The following is a 23,375-nucleotide window of genomic DNA, read 5'->3' on the forward strand; positions in this document are numbered from 1 at the left end:
TCGAAACCTTGTTCCAGCCGGAACCATAAAATCCGCAACACTTGCGTCGCGACATTTCAAACAGGCTCCGCATTGAGGCAGGTCGGTTTTATCGCTGACGCAGGCTGAACTCCGGCGCGCCATCGCGGTCCATGATGACCTTTCAACCTCATCACCGGGAGATATCATGACGCAAGCTACCGCCAATGCAGAGGAACTGTTTCGCTTCGCTACCGCCCGGGCACCCAACCCGACACCGGCGCCAGCGGGACTCCTTGAACTGCCGGACGAATCGAAGGTCGCGGCCTGGATCGCCTCCGCCGCCGAGCTCGATTTCACCGCCGAGCTGGACATCCTGACCGCCCACTGGGCCGCGCTGGTCAAGCGCACGCCGGAAGCCATCGAGGCCGACCTGAACGCCGCGCGCCAGGGCCAGCTGACCCTGGCCGCCGACACCCTGTTCCCGATCGCCCAAAGCGCGACGGGCGACGTCAGCGCTCTGCAAACCGCCTTCTGGCAGTACTACCTGCAAGGCATCGCTTCCGACAAGGCCAGCAACGCCCAGTTGCAGCGCGCCCAGCAGTTGCTGGGCCAGGTCACCCTGCTGCAAAAACTGTTGGCCGGCGACCAGAATGCGCTGTCGCCCGAATCGGTGCAGGCCGCGCTCACGCCCGCACTCAGGCTGCCGGCCGCGTTCGAGGAACAGATGCGCCTGCGCCGCGAACAGCAACATGCCCAGCAAACCGCCGCCGGCCACAACGCCGCCGGGGAAGAAGATGCCATCCTGCGCGACCTGCTCAAGCAGATCGATACCCTGGTCCTGCTCGAAAAACGCCTGGTTGCGGCGCTCGACCAGATCGCCGGCGGCGGCACGCACGCGCCCGGCATGCCAGGCACGGGCAGCCCATCGGAACTGCAAAAAGTCTTCCGCATCCAGCCCGCCGCCGACATCGACGCGCAGTTCCGCGCCGACCATGCAAACCTGATCCAGGAGCTGGCCGACGCCCAGGTGTCCACCGCCACGCTGAGCGCCTACGAGCTGCTCGACGACGTGCGGCGCCGCATTTCGAGCGGCGTGGCCATTGCGTCCGGCACGCCCGCCACCGGCCCTGAAGCTGCAGCCGTGCTGGCCGCCAGTCCGGAACTGGGCCTGCTGCTGCCCACCGCCCCGGTCTCGAAACCGGCCCCGGCGCCAGGCATGAAGTTCGGCATCCGTCCCGTTGGCGTGGCCGACCTGCGCGTGGTGCGCCAGGTACTGGTGGGCTACGAAAAGGGTGAGCTGGCCAATATCCACAACATCCTGCAAGGCGAAGAGCACGAGCACTTCCACTCGCGCCTGAGCCGCGCCGACGAAAGCCAGGGCAATTTCAACGACGGCGATGCCGAATTCTCGCAGGAAGAGACGGGCTTCAACCGCTTCGAGCTGGGCCAGTCGGCCTTCCAGAGCGCGCGCAACCAGCAGGACCGCAACGCCAGCATCAACCTGACTTCCAACTATGGCGCCGTCAATGCCCAGGCATCGACCTTCATGAACAACTCGCGCGGCGGCGACCAGTCGCGCGGCAACGATGTGCGCCAGTCGCGCGAACTGGTCGACCGCGCCGTGGCGCTGGTGCGCGAACGGGTCGGGCGCCAGCGTTTCCTTACCCGCAGCGCCGAAGTGTACGAAAGCGAGACGGTGCGCCACAGCGCCCCGGCGGCCACGGTGCGCGCCCAGTACCGCTGGGTCGACAAGGTCTACCAGGCGCAGGTGTTCACCTACGGCGCGCGCGCCATGTACGAGGTCATGGTGCCGGCGCCGGCGGCCATGTTCCGCCACCTGCTGGCCCGGCAGCCCGGCTTCGGCGGGCATGCCGGTCCGGCCCCGGTCAAGCCCACCCTGCGCCCGGCCGAGATTACCGACGCCAGCTGGCTGGCGATCGCCGACCGCTTCGGCGTGACCCTGCCGCCGCCGCCGACGGCCGCCATCACCGAATACGCCAGCCTGAGCTACCCCACGGGTGCCGGCGCAACACCCACCGCCAGCGGCGTGTTCAATTCGCCAGTGGCGCTGGAACAGGGCTACGCGGCGACGGCGGCCGGCGTGTCGATGGCCTGGTACGGGGTCGAGAACCAGTCCGGCATCACCGCCAGCATCGGCACCCGGCTGTTTTCGAGCAGCCCGGCCGGCAGCACGCCGATCGCGGCCCAGGCCATCGGCACCAACAGCGGCGCGGTCAGCTACAACGCCAGCGGCTGGGGCCAGCTGGACCAGTTCACGGTCAATTTCTACCTGGTCTGGACCCGCACCAAGGTGGCGCTCGAGAAGTGGCAGCTGGCCTGCCACCAGATCATCATGGACCAGTACGAAAGCGACCTGAAACAGCACCACGCCCGCCTGGCCGCGGCGCGCGCCGACGAAGAAGGTCCATACGCTGCCCTCGGCGAAGAACAGATGCGCACCATCGAGCGCAACGAGCTCAAACGCGCGGTGCTGGAAATCGTGCGCAGCGGCAGCGGCCAGGCCGCGCCGGCCTCGCCCATCATCCAGGGCGCCATACCGGCCATCGCGCCGGAGCGGCTGGAGCAGGCGGCACGCGAAGTGCGCTTCTTCGAGTACGCCTTCGAGTGGGATCAACTGACCTACAGCTTCTTCCCGTATTTCTGGAACCAGGGGTCGCAGCAATGGGCCGCTTCCCGCTTCGAGCAGCAGGGCGACAGCGTGTTCACGGCTTTCCTCAACGCCGGTTTCGCGTCGGTGATCCTGCCGGTGCGCAGCGGGTATGAAGATGCCGCCGCGCTGTACCTGCAGACCGGGATCGTGTCCGACATCGCGGTGGTGCCGGCCGACCGGGTGCTCGCCGACCTGAACCGCGAAGTCCAGCTGGTCAACCGCAGCACGCCGATGGAAGGAACGCCCGAAGGCGCGGCATGGACCTACCGCGTGCCGACCACGCTGATAGTGGTCGATGACGGTACCGACATCGCCTTTCCGAAGCTGGCCGTGCCGGCGGGCCAGGAGGAAACCATCCTGATTCCGCCGCTGCTGATCGACGAGAAGCCGGAGGACTAAGACCACCGACGCTGGCTAGCGGCGTTAGCCAGTAAACCGTCGTTCCCGCCGGGGGCCGCCCTCGCGCGGGAACGACAATTCACCGCCGCTCCTCGCGCCCGTGCACGAACAGCGATGGCTGCCGGTCCGAATACTCCCTCAGCAAATTCCACACCGCCCGCACCCGCTGCAGGCGGTACAGATCGGTCGGCGCGGCCAGCCAGAACGAGCGCTCCGCAAAAAACTGGTCGAGCACCGGCACCAGCCGGCCATCGTCCGGCACCGCATACGGCGGCGCCATGATCAGCCCCATTCCCAGCGACGCCGCCTCCACCTGCGCGGTCATCCCGGTGCAGCACAGGCGGCGCCTCGGCGTGAATCCCAGTTCATTGAGATAACTGAGCTCGCGGCTGGCCAGCCGGTCCTGCACGTAATCGACAAAATCGTGGCGCGCCAGGTCGGCATGCTCGCGGATCGGCGGATGGCGCGCCAGGTAGTCGGGCGATGCGTACAAATAGAAACGGAACGACGCCAGCCGCGTGATCATGTAGCGCCCGGTGCTGGGCGGATCGAGCATGACGCCCAGGTCGGCCTCGCGGTTGGCCAGGTTGGCAAAGCGCGGCAGCACCAGCAGATCGATGCTCAGGTCGGGGTGGGTCTGCAGCAGCCCGACCAGCAGGGGCGCCACCACGCGCACGCCGAACACTTCCGGCACGCCCAGCCGCACCACGCCGTGCGCCGCCACTTCGGTGCCGCCCAGCTGCTCGGTGGCGGCCAGCGCCGCGCTTTCCATCGCTTCGGCATGCGGCAGCAGCGCCTGGCCCATCTCGGTGAGCTCATAGCCTTCGCGGCTGCGGTCGAACAAGGTGGTGCCGAGCTGGATTTCGAGGCGGTCGATGCGGCGCGCCACCGTGGTGTGCTCCACCTCCAGCCGGCGCGACGCGCCCGACAAGGTGCCGGCGCGTGCCAGCTCCAGAAAGAAACGCAGGTCTGTCCATTCAGGCAAGGTATTCATGGAATAAATATCCGCTATTCATCGCCGATATTGTGCACCAGTGCACATCGCACACGCAAACTTTTCGTTTCCCTGTATTGATAAAACGCAAAGTCCCAGAGGAACTAGCCCGTGTGCAAAGAAGAAGTTGAACAATAAACCACTGTGCAAATTTGCACAGTGGGTGGGCGTTTCGTTATCTTTCGCGCAAATTTAAATGGGGGCACACTGCATGGCGTTCATTCCTGGCTTCCCGCATTGTCCAAAAAAACTCAAGGAGACAACACCATGCGCCTGACCATTCGACATTTCCCTTTACATCGTATTGCCGCCGCCGTGCTGGCCCTGTCGGGAGGGGCGATGGGTACGGCGCAGGCACAGACCGAGCCGGGCGCTCCCGCCGCCGGCCCCATCCAGGACGCCGGCGTGGTGACGGTGAGCGCGCGGCGCCGTCCCGAGAACCTGCAGGACGTCCCGGTATCGGTGACCGCGTTCGGCGGCGACCAGCTCTCCAAGCAGGGCACGCCCGACATCACCGCCCTCGCCCTGTCGATTCCGAACACCACGCTCAAGGCTTCGCGCGCCACCAACTCGACCCTGACCGCGTTCATTCGCGGCGTCGGCCAGCAAGACCCGCTGGCCGGCTTCGAAGCCGGCGTCGGCATCTACCTCGACGATATTTACCTGGCGCGCCCGCAGGCCGCCGTGACCGATATTTACGACGTCGAGCGCATCGAAGTGCTGCGCGGCCCGCAAGGCACCCTGTACGGGCGCAACACCATCGGCGGCGCGGTCAAGTACGTGACCCGCAAGCTCGGCCCCAAAACCGATATCCGCGCCCGCCTCGCCCTGGGTAACTACAGCCAGCGCGAAGCGGTGCTCACGGCCAGCACGCCGATCTCCGACACGGTGCGGGTGGGCGGCTCGATCGCCCGCTTCAAGCGCGACGGCTATGGCCGCAACCTCGTCACGGGCGCGCACAACTACGACAAGGACATGACCGCGGCGCGCCTGTCGGCCGAATTCACGCCCACGCCGGAACTGTTCATCCGCCTCGCCGGCGACGCCACCGACGACGATTCGAGCCCGCGCAACGGCCACCGCGTGACGGTCGGGCGCACCAGCGGCGCCGAAATCCTGTCGAACGTGTACGATACCCGCGCCAACCTGACCCGCGCGCTCGGGCACGAGCAGGAAGTGAAGGCCCACGGCTGGTCGGCGCTGCTCGAATACACAGTCAGCCCGCAACTGAGCGTCAAGTCGGTGACCGCCGCGCGCCGCGACAAATCGTACGCGCCGATCGATTTCGATTCGCTGGCCATGACCGACTTTCACGTGCCGGCGCTGTACAAGAACAAGCAGTTCAGCCAGGAATTCCAGCTGACCTATACCGGCGACAAGGTGCAGGGCGTGGCCGGCGTGTACTACATCGACGCCAACGCCTTCAACATCTTCGACACCGTGCTGGCCGGCGCCTTCCCCAGCTCGACCTATACCCTGGGCGACATCGACACCAAGGCCTGGGCCGTGTTCGCCGACGCCAACTATAAAGTCAACGATGCCCTCAGCTTTTCGCTGGGCGGACGCTACACGGTCGACAAGCGCGAAGCGAGCGTGCTGCGCCAGATTTATCTCGGCCAGGATGGCTCGCCGGCGATGGGCAACCCCAACGCCGTGCTGTTCCGCACCGATACCGACTTCACCCACGGCGAACTGGAACGCGAAGACAAGAAATTCACCCCGAAAGTGGGCCTGGCCTACAAGGCCAGCGCCAACCAGAACATCTACGCCAGCTGGGCGCGCGGCTTCAAGGGCGGCGGCTTCGACCCGCGCATGAACGTGGTGGGCACCAAGATCAGCAACGCCACCGCGCGCGCCGGCTTCCTGCCGGAAACCATCGACTCGCTCGAACTGGGCCTGAAATCGTCGTACAACAACAACCGCATCCTGACCAACATCGCCCTGTTCGACAGCAAATACAAGGATGTGCAGATTCCCGGCTCGGTGGAGGTCGACACCAACGGCGACGGCCGCCCCGACAGCTTCGCCGGCGTGACCACCAACGCCGGCAAGGCCAAGATCCGCGGCATCGAACTCGAAGCGAGCGCGAAGCTGACCAACGCCCTCAGCGTTACCGGCATGTACAGCCACATCAACGCCGAATTCACCCAGTACCTGACATCGCAACTGGTCGGCGGCGTGCCGGCCCTGGTCAATGTGGCCAACGAGCGCTACTTCCAGAACACGCCGAAGAACTCGGCCAACCTGCGTGCCACCTACGATATGGCGCTGCCGATGATGGGCCGCAGCGGCACCTTCAGCGTCAGCGGCAGCGCCTCCTACAAGGACGACACCACCCAGTTCGAATACGCCTCGGTGCTCGACCAGCCGGCCTACACCCTGTACGACCTGAGCCTGACGTGGACCAGCGCCGACAACAGGATCCGCGCCGGCCTGCACGGCAAGAACCTGAGCGACAAACGCTATCGCACCGGTGGCTACGTCTTCCCGAACCTTGGCAAGGAGGGCGTGCTGACCGCCTTTTACGGCGCCCCGCGCACCGTGTCGGCAACGCTCGAGTACCGGTTCTGAGCATGTCGGTACAAGTACAAGAACACGATGGCGCGCAGGCGGCCCGCCACCTCCACCCCGCCGGCGCTGCGGGCGCGGCCAGGCAATTCAACGACGTCAGCTACACCAGCGACGACGGCCTGACCCTGTACGCGCGCGACTATCCGGGCCACAGCGGGCCGGCGCGCCTGCCCGTCATCTGCATTCACGGGCTCACGCGCAACTCGGGCGACTTCGACGAGCTGGCGCCATGGATCGCCAGCCTCGGGCGGCGCGTGCTGGCGCTCGACGTGCGCGGGCGCGGCCAGTCGGCGCGCGACCCCGACCCGGCCCACTACAACCCGGCGGTGTACGCCGGCGATGTCATCAAGCTGGCGCACGACCTGGGCATCGAGCGCGCCGTGTTCGTCGGCACCTCGATGGGCGGCATCATCACCATGACCCTGGCCTTGCGCCGCCTGAAACTGATCGCCGCCGCCGTCCTGAACGACGTCGGCCCGGTGATCTCGCAAAAAGGCTTGTCGCGCATCGCCACCTACGCCGGCAAGGGCGCCACCATGATGTCGTGGGAACAGGCGGCCGAGTACATGCGCGACATCAACCAGCCGGCGTTTCCATCGAACGACATGGCCGAATGGAACAAGTGGGCGCGCCGCGCATTCAGCGAAAACGATGCCGGCCAGCTGGTGCTGCATTACGACCCCAACATCGCCCTGCCCCTGCGGACCGGCAAGCTCAAGCCGTCGTCGTGGATGTCGCGCCTGGCATTCCGGCGCCTGGCGCGCAACCGCCCCACCCTGCTGGTGCGCGGCAGCCTGTCCGATCTGGTCGAGCAGGAGCAGGCCAGCTACATGCAGCGCGCCGCGCCGGCCATGCAGTACGCCGAAGTACCCGGCGTCGGCCACGCGCCGATGCTGACCGAAGCGCCGGCCCGGCAAGCGATCGAACGCTTCCTGGGACAGGTAGACTGACCCTGTAACCGACCGTACAAATATAAAGCAGCACCCCAACGAGGAGACACGATGCACAAACTGAACACCCTGGCAGCGGCCGTCCTGGCCACGCTCGCGACCACCCTGGCGGCACCGGCCATGGCCGCGGCCGACCTGAAAATCGCCCTCATCGCCGGCAAGACCGGCATCCTGGAAACCTATGCCAAGGAGACCGAAACCGGCTTCATGATGGGCCTGGAGTATCTCACCGGCGGCAAGATGGAAATCAACGGGCGCAAACTGAAGGTGATCGTCAAGGATGACCAGAGCAAACCCGACCTGGGACGCACCCTGCTGGCCGAAGCCTACGGCGACGACAAGGCCGACATCGCGGTCGGCACCACCTCGTCCGGCTCGGCCATTGCCATGCTGCCGGTGGCGCTGGAGTACAAGAAGATCCTGATCATCGAGCCGGCCGTGGCCGACGCCATCACCGGCGACAAATGGAATCGCTACATCTTCCGCACCGCGCGCAGCTCGATGCAGGACGCGCTGGCCGCCGCCAGCACCCTCAAGGCCGGCAGCGTGGCCTTCCTGGCGCAGGACTACGCCTTCGGCAAGGATGCGGTCAAGGCCGGCAAGGAAGCGCTGGCCGCCACCGGCAGCAAGGCCCAGGTGATCCACGAGGAATACGCGGCCCAGAACACGACCGACTTCACCGCCCCGGCCCAGCGCATCTTCGACGCCCTCAAGAACAAGCCCGAGCCGCGCCTGCTGCAAATCGTCTGGGCCGGCCCGAACCCCATGAACAAGCTGGCCGACATGAAGCCCGAGCGCTACGGCATCATATTGTCCCCGGGCGGCAACATCCTGCCGGTGATGAAAACCTGGAAGAATTTCGCCGGCACCCAGGGCACCATCTTCTACTACCATGGCTTTCCGAAGAACAAGATGAACGACTGGCTGGTGGCCGAGCACAGCAAGCGCTACAAGGCCCCGCCCGACATGTTCACCGCCGGCGGTTTCGCCGCCGCCAGCGCGGTGGTCACGGCCTTGACCAAGGCCAATTCGGGCGATACCGAAAAGCTGATCACGGCCATGGAAGGCATGGAATTCGACACGCCCAAGGGCAAGATGAGCTTTCGCAAGGAAGACCACCAGGCCTTGCAGTCGATGTACCACTTCAAGATCAAGAAGGACCAGAAAAACGAGTGGGACCTGCTCGAACTGGTGCGCGAAATCCCGGCCAGCGAGCTGCCGCTACCGGTGAGGAACAAGCGATGACGCCGGCGGCCATGCCGTCGCTGTCGACGCGCGAACTGAGCATCCGCTTCGGCGGGCACGTTGCGGTCAACCAGGTGACTGCCGATTTCTATCCCGGCACCCTGACCGTGATCGTCGGCCCCAACGGCGCCGGCAAGACCACCTACTTCAACCTGATGTCGGGCCAGCTGCCGGCCACCTCCGGCACGGTGCTGCTCGATGGCGCCGACATCACCCGCCATGGCGCGGCCAGACGCACGGCGCTCGGCATCGGCCGCGCCTTCCAGCTGACCAACCTGTTCCCGCACCTGACGGTGAGCGAGAACGTGCGCCTGGCGGTGCAAAGCCGTGCTGGCTTCGGCATGAATATGCGCTCGATGCTGACGCGCTGGTCCAGCCACCTTGACCTGATCGTGCGCGCCGACCGTTACCTGGAGCGCGTCTCCATGGCCGGCCGGCGCGACACGCGCGTGGCCGCCCTGTCGCACGGCGACAAGCGCAAGCTCGAAGTGGCGATTCTCCTGGCCCTGGAGCCGGCGGTCATGATGTTCGACGAACCGACCGCCGGCATGAGCGTGGACGAAGTACCGGTCGTGCTCGACCTGATCCACCAGGTCAAGGCCGAGCGCAACAAGACCATTTTGCTGGTCGAACACAAGATGGACGTGGTGCGCTCGCTGGCCGACCGCATCATCGTCCTGCACAACGGCGCCCTGGTCGCCGACGGCAATCCGGCCGAGGTGATGGCGTCGGCCATCGTCCAGGAAGCCTATCTGGGAACCCCCGAACATGCGTGAAGCCATGCCTGAAACTATCCTTCAACTGAGCGGGGTCCACACCCACATCGGCGAGTACCACATCCTGCAGGGGGTCGACCTGACGGTGCCGCGCGGCGGCCTGTCGGTGCTGCTGGGACGCAACGGCGCCGGCAAGACCACCACCCTGCGCACCATCATGGGCTTGTGGAAAGCCAGCGCCGGCACGGTGCGCTTCAACGGGCACGATATCGCCGCCCTGCCCACGCCCGACATCGCGCAGCTGGGCATCGCCTACGTGCCCGAATCGATGGCCGTGTTTTCCGACCTGACGGTGCGCGAAAACCTGTACCTGGCGGCGCGCAACGGGCCGCTCGACGAGCAGCGGGTCGAGTGGATCTTCGGCTTCTTTCCGGCGCTCAAAAAATTCTGGCACTACCCGGCCGGCAACCTATCGGGCGGACAGAAACAGATGGTGGCCATCGCGCGCGCCATCGTCGAGCCGCGCAAGCTGCTGCTGATCGACGAGCCGACCAAGGGCCTGGCCCCGGCCATCATCCAGAGCCTGATCGCCGCCTTCCGCGAACTCAAGCAGACCGACACCACCATCCTGCTGGTCGAGCAAAACTTCAGCTTCGTCAGGCACCTGGGCGACACGGTCTCGGTGATGGATGACGGGCGCGTGGTCCACGCCGGCGCCATGCGCGAGCTGGTCGAGGACCAGGACCTGCAGCAACGCCTGCTCGGGCTGGCACTGAGCTCCCATCAATGAACCTGCACCCATCATGAACACGGAGACCAACCACGTGACCACGAAATCACCTCCGGTGAGCGGCGCCACCGCGCTGCCCGCCGCCCCGGCCGCATCAGGCGATACCCCGCTGCCGGCGGCGACACGCGACATCGCGCCGCTGCTGCTGGTGCCCGCGCTGATCCTGCTCATGCTGCCGCTGGTGGGCAGCTTTCCCACCTGGGTCACCCTGACCATCGCCGGCCTGGCGATGGGCATGATGATCTTCATCATGGCCAGCGGACTGACGCTCGTGTTCGGCCTGATGGACGTGCTCAACTTCGGCCACGGCGCCTTCGTCTCGGTCGGCGCCTACGCCGCCACCATGGTCCTCATTCCCATGCGCGGCTGGCTCGACGTCGATTCGCTGCTGATCAACCTGGGCGTGCTGGGCCTGGCGATCGCGGTGGCCATGCTCTCCACCGCGCTGCTCGGCTGGGCTTTCGAGCGCATCATCATCGCACCTGTGTACGGCCAGCATCTCAAGCAAATCCTGATCACCATGGGCGGCATGATCGTGGCCGAGCAGCTGATCAACGTGATCTGGGGCGCCGAGCAGATTCCCCTGCCGCTGCCGGCCAGCCTGCGCGGGGCGGTGATGCTGGGCGACGCGGCGGTCGAGAAATACCGGCTGGTGGCGGTCGTGATCGGCCTGCTGGTGTTCGCGGCCATGTTCCTGGTGCTCAACCGCACCAAGATCGGCCTGCTGATCCGGGCCGGCGTCGAAAACCGCGAAATGGTCGAGGCCATGGGCTACCGCATCCGGCGCCTGTTCGTGGCCGTGTTCGCGGCCGGTTCGGCGCTGGCGGGCCTGGGCGGCGTGCTGTGGGGCCTGTACAAGGAAACCCTGAGCGCGGCCATGGGCGGCGAAATCATGGTGATGATCTTTATCGTCATCATCATCGGCGGGCTGGGCTCGGTCGGCGGCTGCTTCATCGGCGCGCTGCTGATGGCCCTGGTAGCCAACTATGCCGGCTTCCTGGCGCCCAAGTTCGCGCTGGTGTCGCACATCATGCTGATGATCGCCATTTTGCTGTGGCGTCCGGCCGGCCTGTTTTCCAACCTGCGCCGTTAAGGAACGACGATGCTCAATCAATTGTTATCCGGCGACCTGCCGCGCAGCCGGGCCTTGTCCGCCACCCTGCTGCTGATCCTGCTGGGACTGGCGCTGGCGCCTTTCCTGACCAGCGGCGCGCGCCCGCTCAACACCGCCGCCACCATCTGCATCTATATCGTGCTGGTGGCTTCCTACGACTTGCTGCTCGGTTACACCGGCATTGTGTCCTTCGCCCACACCATGTTTTTCGGCATCGGCGCCTACGGGGTCGGACTGGGCCTGTCGAGCGGCGAGCCGACCTGGGGCGCGGCCTTCACCGGCCTGCTGCTGGCCCTGCTGCTCACCCTGGTGCTGGCCCTGGTGGTGGGCCTGTTCGCGCTGCGCGTGCGCGCCATCTTCTACGCCATGATCACGCTGGCGGTCGCCTCTTCGTTTGCCGTGCTCGCCTCGCAACTGTCCGACCTGACCGGCGGCGAAGACGGCAAGACCTTCAGCGTGCCGGAATTGCTCACGCCCGGCTTTCGCCTGTTCGAGTCCGACGTGTTCGGGCGCGCCATCGACGGCAAGCTGATCACCTACTACATCGTGTTCACCGGCTGCCTGCTGCTGTTCCTGTTCCTGCTGCGGCTGGTCAATTCGCCCTTCGGACGCGTGCTGCAGGCCATCCGCGAAAACGAGTTCCGCGCCGAGGCGCTGGGCTACCGCACGGTGCTGTACCGGATCTGGGCCAACGTGCTGGCGGCGCTGGTGGCGGCCCTGGCCGGCGCGCTGATGGCGCTGTGGCTGCGCTACGTGGGGCCCAAGACCATGCTCGGCTTCGAGGTGATGACCGACATCCTGCTGATCGTGGTGATCGGCGGCATGGGCACCATGTATGGCGCGGTGGTCGGCGCCACCTTGTTCATCATCGCGCAGAATTATCTCAAGTCGCTGATGGCCGAAGGCTCGGCCGCGCTGGAAGGCGTGCCCTTGCTGGCGCAGGCCCTGCATCCGGACCGCTGGATGCTGTGGCTGGGCGTACTGTTCGTGCTGTCGATCTACTTTTTCCCCTTCGGAATCGTAGGGAAACTGCGTTTGCGAAAGATTGCCGCGCGCGCAGCCGGCAACTGATTGTTTTTCACAGCGTCCCCGCAGCGGCGGGGACGTTGGCTTCCCCTTCAGTTTTCCCTTCTTCCTCACCGGCGGCATCGGCCTCGCCGCGCCTCTTCATTTAAGTTCCCTCCGATTGCCCGAAAACGCGCTTCGCACATTAAGCGCACATCAATGCTGGCGCTTCTTCCACTCCTATCATGGGATCAACCGTGGCCTCGCTGCCTGCCAGCGCGAGTGGAAGTGCCATCCTACTGGCAACTGCTGAAAGAACGACGATGAAACTAGCTCATAAACTGCTTGCCATGGCGACCATCGCCATGGCCGCCGCGCTGCCCGCTGCGTCGCATGCCATCGAACCCATCGTGGTCCTCAACGAACATTTCAACGACATCAGCACCCTGAACGACTGGGCCCTCGACAACAAGAGCATCCCGCCGGGCCAGTCCTGGTCGCAAGGCAACGCCGGCGTGTTCCCGGCCCCCTCCGGGCCAGCCTCGTCCTATATCGCGGCCAATTTCCTGAGCGCGCAGAACGGCATGGGCAGCATCGACAACTGGCTGATCACGCCGGTGGTGAGCCTGATCGGTCCCAGCGAGCTATCGTTTTTCACGCGCTCGGCCAGCGCGTCCGGCTTTGGCGACACGCTCGAAGTGCGCTTTTCCCCGGGCAGCGGCACCGATACCGGCAACTTCAGCACCGTGCTCGGCGTGCTCGGCGGCATATCGGCCTATCCCACGGTCTGGCAGCAGGTCATTTCCAGCCTCGACCATGAAGGCCAGGGCCGTTTCGCCTTTCGTTACTTTGGCGACGCCTCAGCAGCGAACTATATCGGCATTGACGCTGTCGTAGTCACTACGGTGCCTGAACCTGGTACCTACCTGATGCTGCTGGTCGGCTTGGGCAGTCTGGCATTGCTGCGCCGAAGGCAGTTCACCATGAACGAACCCGGGAGATTTTCAACATGTTGAGTAGAACCCTGATCACCTGCTGCGCGCTGGCTGCCTTTTCGATGGCAGCCTCGGCCGCAGCACAAGCGGACGGCATGGCCGTGGTGCGCGACAAGCAAACCGGACAACTGCGTCCGGCCACCGCGGCCGAGCTGCGCGCAATGCAAGGCGACTTGCAGCAACCGCAGATGGCGCGTCCGCAACCGCAGGTCCAGGTGCGTGCCGACGGCACCCGCAGCGCGCCCGTGGGCGATCGCGGCATGGTGTATTCCGTCGTCTCGCGCACGCCCGACGGCAAGCTGGCCCAGCGCTGCGTGGAAGGCGAAGCCGCCGCGCAGCACGCCGCCCACGACCATGCCACGCCAGCGGGGGAGCACGGCAATGAGCAATAAGCGCCCCCTCCTGCGGCGCGCGGCCGCCGCCCTCGCTGTTTTCTGCTGCACCATCGGTAGCGCCCACGCGGCGGCGACCATCACGATCGTCAACACCAACGGGCCCAATGTGGGCTTCAACGATCCCACGCCGGTGCAGCCGGTCGGGGGCAACAGCGGGCGCACGCTCGGGGCGCAGCGCCTCATCGCGTTCCAGCAAGCGGCCGACATCTGGGGCCGCACGCTCACCAGCCCGGTGCCGGTCAGGGTGGCCGCCTCGTTCGAGCCGCTGCCGTGCAACGCCGACGGCGCGGTGCTCGGCGCGGCGGGCGCGGTGGAAGTGTTCAGCAATTTCCCCAACGCGCCCAAGGCCGACACCTGGTATCCGGGCGCGCTGGCCAGCAAGCTGGCGCGCACCGACCTGGCCACGCCGGGCCAGGCGCATATCCAGGCGCGCTTCAACTCGCGCCTCGGCCTGTTCCCCGATTGCATGCCCGGTTCCGGCTTCTACCTCGGGCTGGACCGCAAAGCCGGCGCGCAGATCGACCTGGTTACCGTGTTGCTGCACGAACTGGCGCATGGCCTGGGGTTCCAGAACTTCACCGACGAAAGCACCGGCGAGTTCTTCCTCGGCACGCCATCGATCTGGGATTACTTCCTGGTCGATATCCGCAACAACAAAACCTGGGTCAACATGAAGAATGACGAACGGCGCCTCTCGGCCATTGGCGGCGCCAACCTGTCGTGGAACGGCGAACGCGTGTACAAGGTCACCGCCGAGGTTCTCGCGCCCCAGCCCCAGCTGTTGGTCAGCGGCATGGCGGCGGGCAAGGCCAGCGGCAGCCACGAAGTGGGCGACGCCGCGTTCGGCCCGCAACTGGGGCAAAACGCCGTCACGGGCGAGCTGATGCCCGTGGTCGACCAGCCCAACGGCGGCGGCCTGGCCTGCACCCCGCTCAGCCCGGCCAACGCGATGGCGGTCCGGGGCAATATCGCCCTGGTCGACCGTGGCGCCTGTACCTTCGTTACCAAAGCCCGGATTTTGCAGAACGCCGGCGCGCGCGGCATGGTGGTCATGGAAAACACGGCCGACCCCGTCAGTCCGCTGGGCGGCACCGATCCGGCCGTACGCATTCCGGCGGTGCGCATCGACCGGGCGACGGGCAACCAGCTCAAGTCGGTGATGGTCCGGCGCTCGCGCACGTCGTCGGGCGTGACTGCCAGCCTCGGCGTCGATCCCGACCGGCTCTCGGGCACCGACCTGGTCCGGCGGATACGCATGTACAGTCCGGAAGTGTTTTCGCCGGGCTCGTCGGTATCGCACTATTCGGTCGATACCAGGCCGAACCAGTTGATGGAGCCTTCCATCAGTGCCGACCTGCTGCACGACGTCAACCCGCCGCGCGACCTGACGTATCCGCTGCTGCAGGATATCGGCTGGTGATGCGCGGCTGGTGATGCGCGGCTGGTAAAGCGCGGCTGGTAAAAACGCGGGTGGTAGAACCTGGCTGGTAAAAACGCGGCTGTAAACGCACGACGCGCTCCCTCGGGAGCGCGTCGTGTACCGCGGCATGCCATCTGCCGGTGGCCGGTCGCTGCCAAGGGCAACGACGCTGCAAGGCTTACGCCTTGGCGGCTTTGTCTTTGTCGAACGCGGCGATCCCGTTCATGATCTCTGCCTTGGCATCCTCAGGGCCGCCCCAGCCTTCGACCTTGACCCACTTGCCTGGTTCCAGGTCTTTGTAGTGCTCGAAGAAGTGCTGGATCTGCTGCAGGCGCAGTTCGTTCATGTCTTCCGGCTTTTGCCAGTGCTTGTAGATCGGCAGGATCTTATCGACTGGAACCGCCAGCACCTTGGCGTCGCCGCCGGCTTCGTCGGTCATTTTCAGCACGCCGATGGCGCGGCAACGTACCACCACGCCAGGGATCAGCGGGAACGGGGTGATGACCAGCACGTCGCACGGGTCGCCGTCGTCGGCGATCGTGTTCGGCACATAACCGTAGTTGCACGGGTAGTGCATCGCGGTGCCCATGAAACGGTCAACGAAAATCGCGCCCGATTCCTTGTCCACTTCATACTTGATCGGATCGGCATTCATCGGGATTTCGATGATCACGTTGAAATCATTCGGCACATCGCGGCCGGCGGAGACTTTATTCAAACTCATGGGATATCCTTAGATTGCTGAGGGGGTCAATGGCCGACATTATAACGAAGTTTCACGCTAGCTTGTGCATTGCAGCAAGCGTCGTCGTACGCTGTGCGCGGGAGGATAGACTGGAGAGGGGCAGGAAATCGGCTGGTGAGGGCAAGGAAATCGGCTGGCGAGCGCACAAAAAACGGCGCACTATGCCATAGCGTTAACCTTAAAACCCTCGCCCCCGCGACGGCGGGGGTCCAAGTTCGTCGTTCAGTTGGCTGCTGTGGAAACACCTGGGCGCCCGCCAAGGACCGCCTTGGCGCGGGCGCAACGGTTTTCAAGCCAGCGGCGCGCCATCGATCACAAAATACTCGCCAGCGCGCACTGCCTGAAATGCGCATTGGCTTCTTCCTGCTGGCCGAGCGCTTCGTGCATCTGCGCCAGTTTCAGGTGCGCCTCGCGCACCATGCGCGGCTCGGTCGCGTCCGACAGGGCCTGTTCCAGGTAGCGCTGGGCCTTGCCCCACAGTTTCTGCTTCAGGCACAGCGAGCCGAGCGTGAGCGCCAGTTCGGCATCGGTCGGGCGCTGCTTCATCCACGCTTCGCAATGCTCGATCTGGGCCAGCAGCGCGGGCGAACCCGCCTGTGCGGCCGCGTCGCGGTAGGCGCGCACCACGCGGTCGTCCCAGCCGGCGCGCAACGCTTCCTCGGCGCTGGCGCGCGCTTCGTCGTGCAGGCCGCGTGCATTGAGCGCCGCCGCCGCGCGCGCCGCCACGTAGGGCTTGACCCGGTCGGCGCTCGGTACGGTGGACCACACGCGCAGGATCGATTCGGCATCGTGCGAACTATCGGACAGCAAGGCGTCGTAAGCGAGCTCGCGCAGGCGCGCCGACAGGGCCGGATGCAGCGCCTTGTGCTTGTCGAGCGAACGCACCAGGCGCAGCACTTCCGGCCAGTTCTTGGCTTGCTGGTGCGCCTTCATCGACCATTGCAGCGCGTGGATGTGGCGCGTGCCGCTGGCATTGAGTTCGGCCACGGCGTCGAGCGCCGCCTGCGGCTGGTGATCGTCGACCAGCAGCTCGGTCATGGTCATCAGGCGTGCGGTTTTAAGCGTGTTGTCGTGCACCACGCCGGCCAGCCAGTTGTCGCGCCGCGCGCCCTGGCGCATGCGGTGCGCGGCGCGGGCGCCGATCAGGGCGGCGATGCCGGCGTTTTCCGGCAGTTCGGCGGCGCGCATGGCGGCTTTTTCGGCATGCCCGAAGCGGCCCTCGAACAGGGCCTTGAGCGCATCGCGCAAGCCCTTGTTGCCATCGCGCTCGCGCTTGCGCTGGCGGTAGGCGGCGACCCGGCCCGGCATGCCGACCGTGGCGCGCAGGGCGCGCAGCAAGGCGTACATGACGAGGAACAGCAGTACCACGACCACCACGAAGAAATTGAGCGACATGTCGATCCGGTGCGGCGGGTAGAAAAACACCACGTTGCCCGGATTGTAACGTGCCGTCACGGCAATGCCGATGGCCGCGGCCATCAGCGCGACTAACCAGAGAAGAAGACGCATGTTATGGCTTCGCTTTGTAGTTGCGCACGGCGTTCAGGCTGTCGGACAGGGACGGCATCTCGATCGCCAGATTGCTGGCCTGGACCTGGCGCAGCAGCGCTTGCGCGGTCTGGGTGGTGCCGGCGCGCGTGTCGAAATACTTGGCGAGGGCGTCCTGCGCCGCCACCAGGTCGTTGCGGAAGGCCACTTCATTGCGTGCCAGCAGCGCCATGCGCGCGTTCAGCAGGCGCAGCTTGACGTTTTCGCGCACGAAATAAGTTTCCGACGGCGAGAGCATCAGCGCTTCGGGCGTATCGACGCGGCGCACGCGGATCAGCTGGCGCATTTCATCCCACATTTCGCCGGTCCAGCTCTGCCACACGTCCTGCACCCGCACCAGCATCGACTCCCTGACCGGGGCCGCAGCGGCCGTCGTGGCGGAAGCGGTGCCCGCTTTCGGCGCCACCGGGGCCGCCGCTGCCTTGACCGGCTTGGCCGGCAGGGCCGGCTTTTCGTCGGCCAGCATCGGCAGGGTATTGACCTGGGTAATCACGTTGTCGAGGCGCAGCGCGACGCCGGTCAGGTCCAGCGCCGGCAGGGCCTTGAGCTTGTCGATATCGCCCGCAATCGCGCGCCGGATCGTGATGAATTGCGGCTTGTCCGAGCGCGACAGCGAACGGTCGGCGTTTTGCAGCGCGATCAGCGCACCCTGCACATTGCCGGCCAGCTGCAGCTGCTGGCTGGCGGTCGAGAGCACCTGTTCGATTTCAGCCAGCGCCCATTCGTCGCGGTTCTTCGACAAATCCTGGTACAGCTGTTCCAGCGCCAGTTGCTGGCTCTGGGCTTCGAGCTGGCGGTTTTCCAGCAGACTGACCTTGGCCTGCAAATCCCTGGCCTGGTCCTGCACCGTGCGCACCAGCGTGCTGGTTTCGGTATTGACCACTTCACCCTTTTGCAGGCGGTTGGCCATTTCCATGCGCAACTTGAGCAGATTGCTGCGCGTCGACCAGGCGTGCGCGGCCAGCAGCAGCGCCAGCAGGATCACTACCACCGTCATCGGACGCTGCAGGATTTCAGTCATGCTGTCGCCGCCGGACGAGCGCGCGCGCCCGCCCGCCGGCTCGTTATATTTGTCGGCATGGGGAGCAGCACCGGGTGCTGCATTGTGTTCAGGTAATGTAGGCAATTCGTTCATGCTCGTGATTGTAACGCGGCAAGCAGACGTTCGTCGCCTGATCCGCACAGCGTCAAATGGCGCAGGCCCAAGCTGCTTGCCGTTTCGGCAATACGGGCATGCGGCACGATCAGATGCTGTTGTTGCATTTTTTCCACAAGGGCGGGATCGCCCATCTCCTTTACCAGCGCCACCAGCCCGCGCAGCGCCTCGGAACTGGTGACGATCCAGTCGTTGTCGCCTTCCATCAGCGCGCGCAGCTGCTGCGCCAGGGCGGGCGTCAAGGCCGGCACATTGCGCCGGTAGGCCGCCACGGTCGTGACCAGCACGCCGGCCGCGCGCAGGCCGTCGGCCATCAGTTCGCGCCCGCTTTCACCGCGCACGATCAGCACCTTCTGGCCGGCCAGGGCCGCCAGGTCGAGCGTCTCGAGCAGGTTTTCCGAGTCGCTGCGGGCCGGGTCGCGCGGGCTGACGATGGTCGCCGTATGATGATTGATGCCATGCCGTTCCAGCGCGGCGCGGCTGCCCTCGCCCAGCACCGCCAGCGTCACCCAGGCCGGCCACACGCCGATGTGGGCAAACGCCGCATCGATCGCGTTGGGCGACACGAACGCCACCATGGCGCAATCGTGCATGCCGGCCAGCGCCGCCTTGAGCGGACCCTGGTCCTCCAGCGCCGCGATCTCCAGCAGCGGCAGCAGCACCGCCTCGCGCCCGAGCGCCCTCACCTGCTCGGCCAGCGCGCCGGCCTGCGCCAGCGGACGGGTGATGATGACCGCGTCAGGCATCGGCGGCGATATCGGCCTTGCAGGCGGCCAGGATGGCGCGCGCATCCTGGGTGTCGAGCAAGTCCGACACCTGCTGCCCGAGCAGTTCCGGGGCATCGGCCGGGCCGCGCAGTTCGGCGTGCGCGCTGCGCTTGCCGTCGGGCGTGGCGACCATGGCGCGCAGGTGCATCACGCCATCGTCGATGGTGGCGAACGCCGCCAGCGGAATCTGGCAGCTGCCGCCGAACACCTTCGATACCTTGCGCTCGGCCGCGACGCGCTGCGCGGTCGGCAGGTGGTTCAGCGGCGCCAGCACGGCGCGCAGGTCGACCCCATTGGTGCGGCCCGACACGATTTCAATCGCCATCGCGCCCTGCCCGGCCGCCGGCAGCGAATGCTCGGGGTCCAGCAGCGAACGGATGCGCTGCGGCAGTCCCAGGCGCTTGAGGCCCGCGGCAGCCAGGATGATGGCGGCATACTCGCCGCGATCGAGCTTGCCCAGGCGCGTATCGAGATTGCCGCGCAGCGGCTTGATCACCAGGTGCGGATGGCGCGCCGCGATCAGCGACTGGCGCCGCAGGCTGCTGGTGCCCACCACCGCGCCCGGCGGCAGTTCGTCCAGGCTGCCGAAGTCGTTCGACACGAACGCATCGCGCGGGTCTTCCCGTTCCAGCACGGCGGCCAGCTCGAAGCCTTCCGGCAGATCCATCGGCACGTCCTTGAGCGAATGCACGGCCAGGTCGGCGCGCCCTTCGGCCATCGCCACCTCGAGTTCCTTGACGAACAGCCCCTTGCCGCCGACCTTTGATAAAGTGCGGTCGAGGATCTGGTCGCCCCGCGTGGTCATTCCCAGAATCTCGATGCTGCACTGCGGATATAATAAAGATAATTGCGCGCGAACATGCTCAGCCTGCCACATGGCGAGCCGGCTTTCGCGCGAAGCGATAATGAGCTTGGAGGGCTGCTGATTCAATTCAGTTGCTTTCAAAACGGATTCTTTCACTGTCGTAAAACCTCAAACCGGTTATGGCAGTCATCGGCACATGCATAAGATCACAAATTTTATCATGCGTCCCCTTTGCAGAACCTGGCCAGAAGCCTTTGCACCAACTTTCACTCTGTGGTCCAACATGGTAAATTTATCTGCTGCACAAGAAAACCCTCCAGTCCTCGACAAGGACGCTCCGCTGAAAGAAGATATCCGCCTGCTCGGCCGCCTGCTCGGCGACGTGCTGCGCGACCAGGAAGGCGAAGCCGTCTTCGATGTCGTCGAGACCATCCGCCAGACCGCGGTGCGTTTCCGGCGCGAGGACGACGCCCAGGCCGGCGAGGACCTGACCGCCCTGCTGCACAAGCTCACGCGCGAGCAAACCATTTCGGTGGTGCGCGCGTTTTCGTATTTTTCGCACCTGGCCAACATCGCCGAGGACCAGCACCACATCCGCCGCCGCCGCGCCCACCTGCTGGCCGGCTCGGCCCCGCAACAGGGCAGCGTGAGCTTCGCGCTGTCCAAGCTGAAAGCGGCCGGCGTGGGCAGCGACACCGTGCGCACCTTTTTCGGCGACGCCCTGATCGCGCCCGTATTGACGGCCCACCCGACCGAAGTGCAGCGCAAGAGCATCCTCGACGCCGAGCATGACATCGCGCGCCTGCTGGCCGAACGCGACCTGCCGCTCACCCCGCGCGAACGCGTGGCCAACATGGCCCTGCTGCACGCGCGCATCGCGACCCTGTGGCAAACGCGCATGCTGCGCTACTCCAAGCTGACCGTGGCCGACGAAATCGACAACGCCCTGTCCTACTACCGCATCACCTTCCTGCGCGAATTGCCCGGCCTGTACGACGACATCGAGGAAGAAATCGCCGCGCATTATCCCGACAGCGCCGCGCTTGAAAGCGACAACTCGTATGTGCAGATGGGCAGCTGGATCGGCGGCGACCGCGATGGCAACCCGAACGTCAACGCCGGCACCATGCAGCACGCGCTGGTGCGCCAGGCTACCACCATCCTCGATTTCTATCTCGACGAAGTGCACGCGCTCGGCGCAGAGCTGTCGATTTCGACCCTGATGGTGGGCGCCAGTCCGGCCCTGCAAGCGCTGGCCGACGCCTCGCCCGACCAGTCGCCGCACCGCAGCGACGAGCCATACCGGCGCGCCCTGATCGGCATTTACGCGCGCCTGGCCGCCACCGCCCGTTCGCTGGGCGCGACCAACATCCTGCGCAAGGAAGTCGGCCACGCCGCGCCTTACCTGGACGCCACCGAATTCTGTACCGACCTGCAGGTGCTGGCCGACTCGCTGCGCGCCCATCACGGCCAGCTGCTGGTGCGCCCGCGCCTGGCCACGGTGCAGCGCGCCGCCGCCATCTTCGGCTTCCATCTGGCTTCGCTCGACATGCGCCAGACCTCCGACGTGCATGAACGCGTGCTGGCCGAACTGTTCGCCGGCGCCGGCGTCGAAGCCGACTACACCAGGCTCACCGAAGAGCAAAAGGTGCAGCTGCTGCTGGCCGAACTGGCGCAACCGCGCCTGCTGTATTCGCCGTACGCCGAATTGAGCGAGGAAACCGCGTCCGAACTGGCGATCCTGCGCGCGGCCAAGGATATCCGCCAGCGCTACGGCAAGCGCGCCATCCGCAACTACATCATTTCGCACACCGAGACCGTGTCCGACCTGCTCGAAGTGCTGCTGCTGCAAAAGGAAACGGGCCTGCTGCGCCCGCGCGAGAAGCAGCTCGACGCCATGGTCATCCCGCTCTTTGAAACCATTCCCGACCTGCAGCGCGCGGCCGGCATCATGAACGAGTGGATGGCGCTGCCGCTGGTGAAAGAACTGATCGCGCACCAGGGCCAGCTGCAGGAAGTCATGCTCGGCTACTCGGACTCGAACAAGGATGGCGGCTTCCTGACGTCGAACTGGGAGCTGTACAAGGCCGAAATCCACCTGGTCAAGGTGTTCGCCGACGCCGGCGTCAAGCTGCGCCTGTTCCATGGCCGCGGCGGCACGGTCGGCCGCGGCGGCGGACCGAGCTACGAAGCGATCCTGGCGCAGCCGCCGGGCACCGTCAATGGCCAGATCCGCCTGACCGAACAGGGCGAAATCATCGCCTCCAAGTTCTCGAACGCCGAAATCGGCCGCCGCAACCTGGAGCTGCTGGTGGCCGCCACGCTCGAAGCGAGCCTGATGCCGCACGCCGCCGAAGGCGCCAAGGCCAGGCAGCTGGGCGGCTTCGAGGCCATCATGGCCGACCTGTCCGAGCGCGCCTACAAGGCTTACCGCAACCTGGTCTACGAAACGCCGGGCTTCACCGACTACTTTTTCTCGGCCACGCCGATCGCCGAAATCGCCGAACTCAATCTCGGTTCGCGTCCGGCCTCGCGCAAGTCGACCAAGCGCATCGAAGACTTGCGCGCCATTCCGTGGGGGTTCTCATGGGGCCAGTGCCGCCTGCTGCTGCCGGGCTGGTACGGCTTCGGTTCGGCCATCACGCAATGGGTCGAGGAAGGCGACCGCGATGCGAAGATCGCGACCCTGCAAGCCATGTTCAAGGAGTGGCCGTTTTTTGCCACGCTGCTGTCGAACATGGACATGGTGCTGGCCAAGACCGACCTGGCGATCGCCTCGCGCTACGCGGGCCTGGTGGCCGACGTGGAACTGCGCGAGCGCATCTTCAAGCGCATTTCGGCCGAACACGGCACCACCCTGCGCTGCCTGGAGATGATCACCGGCGCGCACGAACGCCTGGCCGGCAATCCGCTGCTGGCGCGCTCGATCCAGAACCGCTTCGCCTACCTCGATCCGCTCAATCACTTGCAGGTCGAGCTGATCCACCGCCACCGCGCGCTGTCGGGCGAGCCGGACAAGGTCGACGAGCGGGTCCACCGCGGCATCCACCTGTCGATCAACGGCGTGGCCGCCGGCCTGCGCAATACGGGTTAAGCCCCGGGGCGGCGCGCCGGCATGGCGCGCCGCC

The 23,375-nt window shown here is 65.8% G+C and carries 18 protein-coding genes; 12 read left to right on the forward strand and 6 right to left on the reverse strand.

The window, feature by feature from the left end:
* Positions 1–166: 166 nt before the first annotated feature.
* On the forward strand, positions 167–3,031 hold the full coding sequence (locus RBA41_RS08410; protein ID WP_306622995.1) for a hypothetical protein: 2,865 nt from the start codon (positions 167–169) through the stop codon (positions 3,029–3,031).
* Between the two features lie 79 nt (positions 3,032–3,110).
* Here RBA41_RS08410 and RBA41_RS08415 read toward each other — a convergent pair whose 3' ends face one another.
* Positions 3,111–4,025, reverse strand: a complete 915-nt coding sequence (locus tag RBA41_RS08415; protein ID WP_306622998.1) for a LysR family transcriptional regulator — start codon at positions 4,023–4,025, stop codon at positions 3,111–3,113.
* A gap of 267 nt (positions 4,026–4,292) precedes the next feature.
* Here RBA41_RS08415 and RBA41_RS08420 point away from each other — a divergent pair, with 267 nt between their 5' ends.
* The 10 genes from RBA41_RS08420 to RBA41_RS08465 all read left to right on the forward strand — a co-directional run bounded on the left by RBA41_RS08420 (position 4,293) and on the right by RBA41_RS08465 (position 15,226).
* A complete protein-coding gene (locus tag RBA41_RS08420; protein WP_306623000.1) occupies positions 4,293–6,596 on the forward strand; it encodes a TonB-dependent receptor in 2,304 nt (767 codons plus the stop codon).
* Between the two features lie 2 nt (positions 6,597–6,598).
* Positions 6,599–7,546, forward strand: a complete 948-nt coding sequence (locus RBA41_RS08425; protein WP_306623002.1) for an alpha/beta fold hydrolase — start codon at positions 6,599–6,601, stop codon at positions 7,544–7,546.
* Between the two features lie 51 nt (positions 7,547–7,597).
* The gene (locus tag RBA41_RS08430) at positions 7,598–8,791 is read left to right on the forward strand and encodes a substrate-binding domain-containing protein (protein WP_306623004.1); all 1,194 of its coding nucleotides are present in this window, start codon (positions 7,598–7,600) and stop codon (positions 8,789–8,791) included.
* A complete protein-coding gene (locus RBA41_RS08435) occupies positions 8,788–9,567 on the forward strand; it encodes an ABC transporter ATP-binding protein (protein ID WP_306623005.1) in 780 nt (259 codons plus the stop codon). The genes RBA41_RS08430 and RBA41_RS08435 overlap by 4 nt, the downstream gene beginning before the upstream one ends.
* Positions 9,568–9,571: 4 nt before the next feature.
* Positions 9,572–10,297: an ABC transporter ATP-binding protein gene (locus RBA41_RS08440; protein ID WP_306623006.1), complete on the forward strand. Its 726-nt coding sequence runs from the start codon at positions 9,572–9,574 to the stop codon at positions 10,295–10,297.
* Between the two features lie 55 nt (positions 10,298–10,352).
* On the forward strand, positions 10,353–11,390 hold the full coding sequence (locus RBA41_RS08445; RefSeq protein WP_374709518.1) for a branched-chain amino acid ABC transporter permease: 1,038 nt from the start codon (positions 10,353–10,355) through the stop codon (positions 11,388–11,390).
* A 9-nt stretch (positions 11,391–11,399) separates the two neighbouring features.
* Positions 11,400–12,482, forward strand: a complete 1,083-nt coding sequence (locus tag RBA41_RS08450) for a branched-chain amino acid ABC transporter permease (protein WP_306623008.1) — start codon at positions 11,400–11,402, stop codon at positions 12,480–12,482.
* 257 nt (positions 12,483–12,739) lie between these two features.
* The gene (locus RBA41_RS08455) at positions 12,740–13,432 is read left to right on the forward strand and encodes a choice-of-anchor J family PEP-CTERM protein (protein ID WP_306623010.1); all 693 of its coding nucleotides are present in this window, start codon (positions 12,740–12,742) and stop codon (positions 13,430–13,432) included.
* A complete protein-coding gene (locus RBA41_RS08460; protein WP_306623012.1) occupies positions 13,426–13,803 on the forward strand; it encodes a post-PEP-CTERM-1 domain-containing protein in 378 nt (125 codons plus the stop codon). Before RBA41_RS08455 ends, RBA41_RS08460 begins: the two co-directional genes overlap by 7 nt.
* Complete coding sequence (locus RBA41_RS08465; RefSeq protein ID WP_306623014.1) at positions 13,793–15,226, forward strand: PA domain-containing protein; 1,434 nt, start codon at positions 13,793–13,795, stop codon at positions 15,224–15,226. Before RBA41_RS08460 ends, RBA41_RS08465 begins: the two co-directional genes overlap by 11 nt.
* A gap of 178 nt (positions 15,227–15,404) precedes the next feature.
* Here RBA41_RS08465 and ppa read toward each other — a convergent pair whose 3' ends face one another.
* The 5 genes from ppa to hemC form a co-directional block, all read right to left on the reverse strand.
* Positions 15,405–15,950, reverse strand: a complete 546-nt coding sequence (gene ppa / locus RBA41_RS08470) for an inorganic diphosphatase (protein WP_054263314.1) — start codon at positions 15,948–15,950, stop codon at positions 15,405–15,407.
* A gap of 333 nt (positions 15,951–16,283) precedes the next feature.
* Positions 16,284–17,480: a heme biosynthesis protein HemY gene (locus RBA41_RS08475; protein ID WP_306623018.1), complete on the reverse strand. Its 1,197-nt coding sequence runs from the start codon at positions 17,478–17,480 to the stop codon at positions 16,284–16,286.
* Position 17,481: 1 nt separating this feature from the next.
* Positions 17,482–18,654 (reverse strand): uroporphyrinogen-III C-methyltransferase, encoded by a 1,173-nt coding sequence (locus RBA41_RS08480; RefSeq protein ID WP_306623020.1) that lies wholly within the window; start codon positions 18,652–18,654, stop codon positions 17,482–17,484.
* Positions 18,651–19,421 (reverse strand): uroporphyrinogen-III synthase, encoded by a 771-nt coding sequence (locus RBA41_RS08485; protein ID WP_306623022.1) that lies wholly within the window; start codon positions 19,419–19,421, stop codon positions 18,651–18,653. The genes RBA41_RS08480 and RBA41_RS08485 overlap by 4 nt, the downstream gene beginning before the upstream one ends.
* Entirely contained in the window at positions 19,414–20,388 is a 975-nt protein-coding gene (gene hemC, locus RBA41_RS08490) for a hydroxymethylbilane synthase (protein ID WP_374709511.1), read from the reverse strand. The genes RBA41_RS08485 and hemC overlap by 8 nt, the downstream gene beginning before the upstream one ends.
* 142 nt (positions 20,389–20,530) lie before the next feature.
* On the opposite strand from hemC, the gene ppc reads away from it, so the two are divergent.
* On the forward strand, positions 20,531–23,341 hold the full coding sequence (ppc, locus tag RBA41_RS08495; protein ID WP_306623024.1) for a phosphoenolpyruvate carboxylase: 2,811 nt from the start codon (positions 20,531–20,533) through the stop codon (positions 23,339–23,341).
* Positions 23,342–23,375 lie beyond the last annotated feature (34 nt).

The sequence above is a fragment of the Massilia scottii genome (assembly GCF_030846495.1).
Taxonomy (GTDB): Bacteria; Pseudomonadota; Gammaproteobacteria; order Burkholderiales; family Burkholderiaceae_D; genus Telluria_A; species Telluria_A violaceinigra.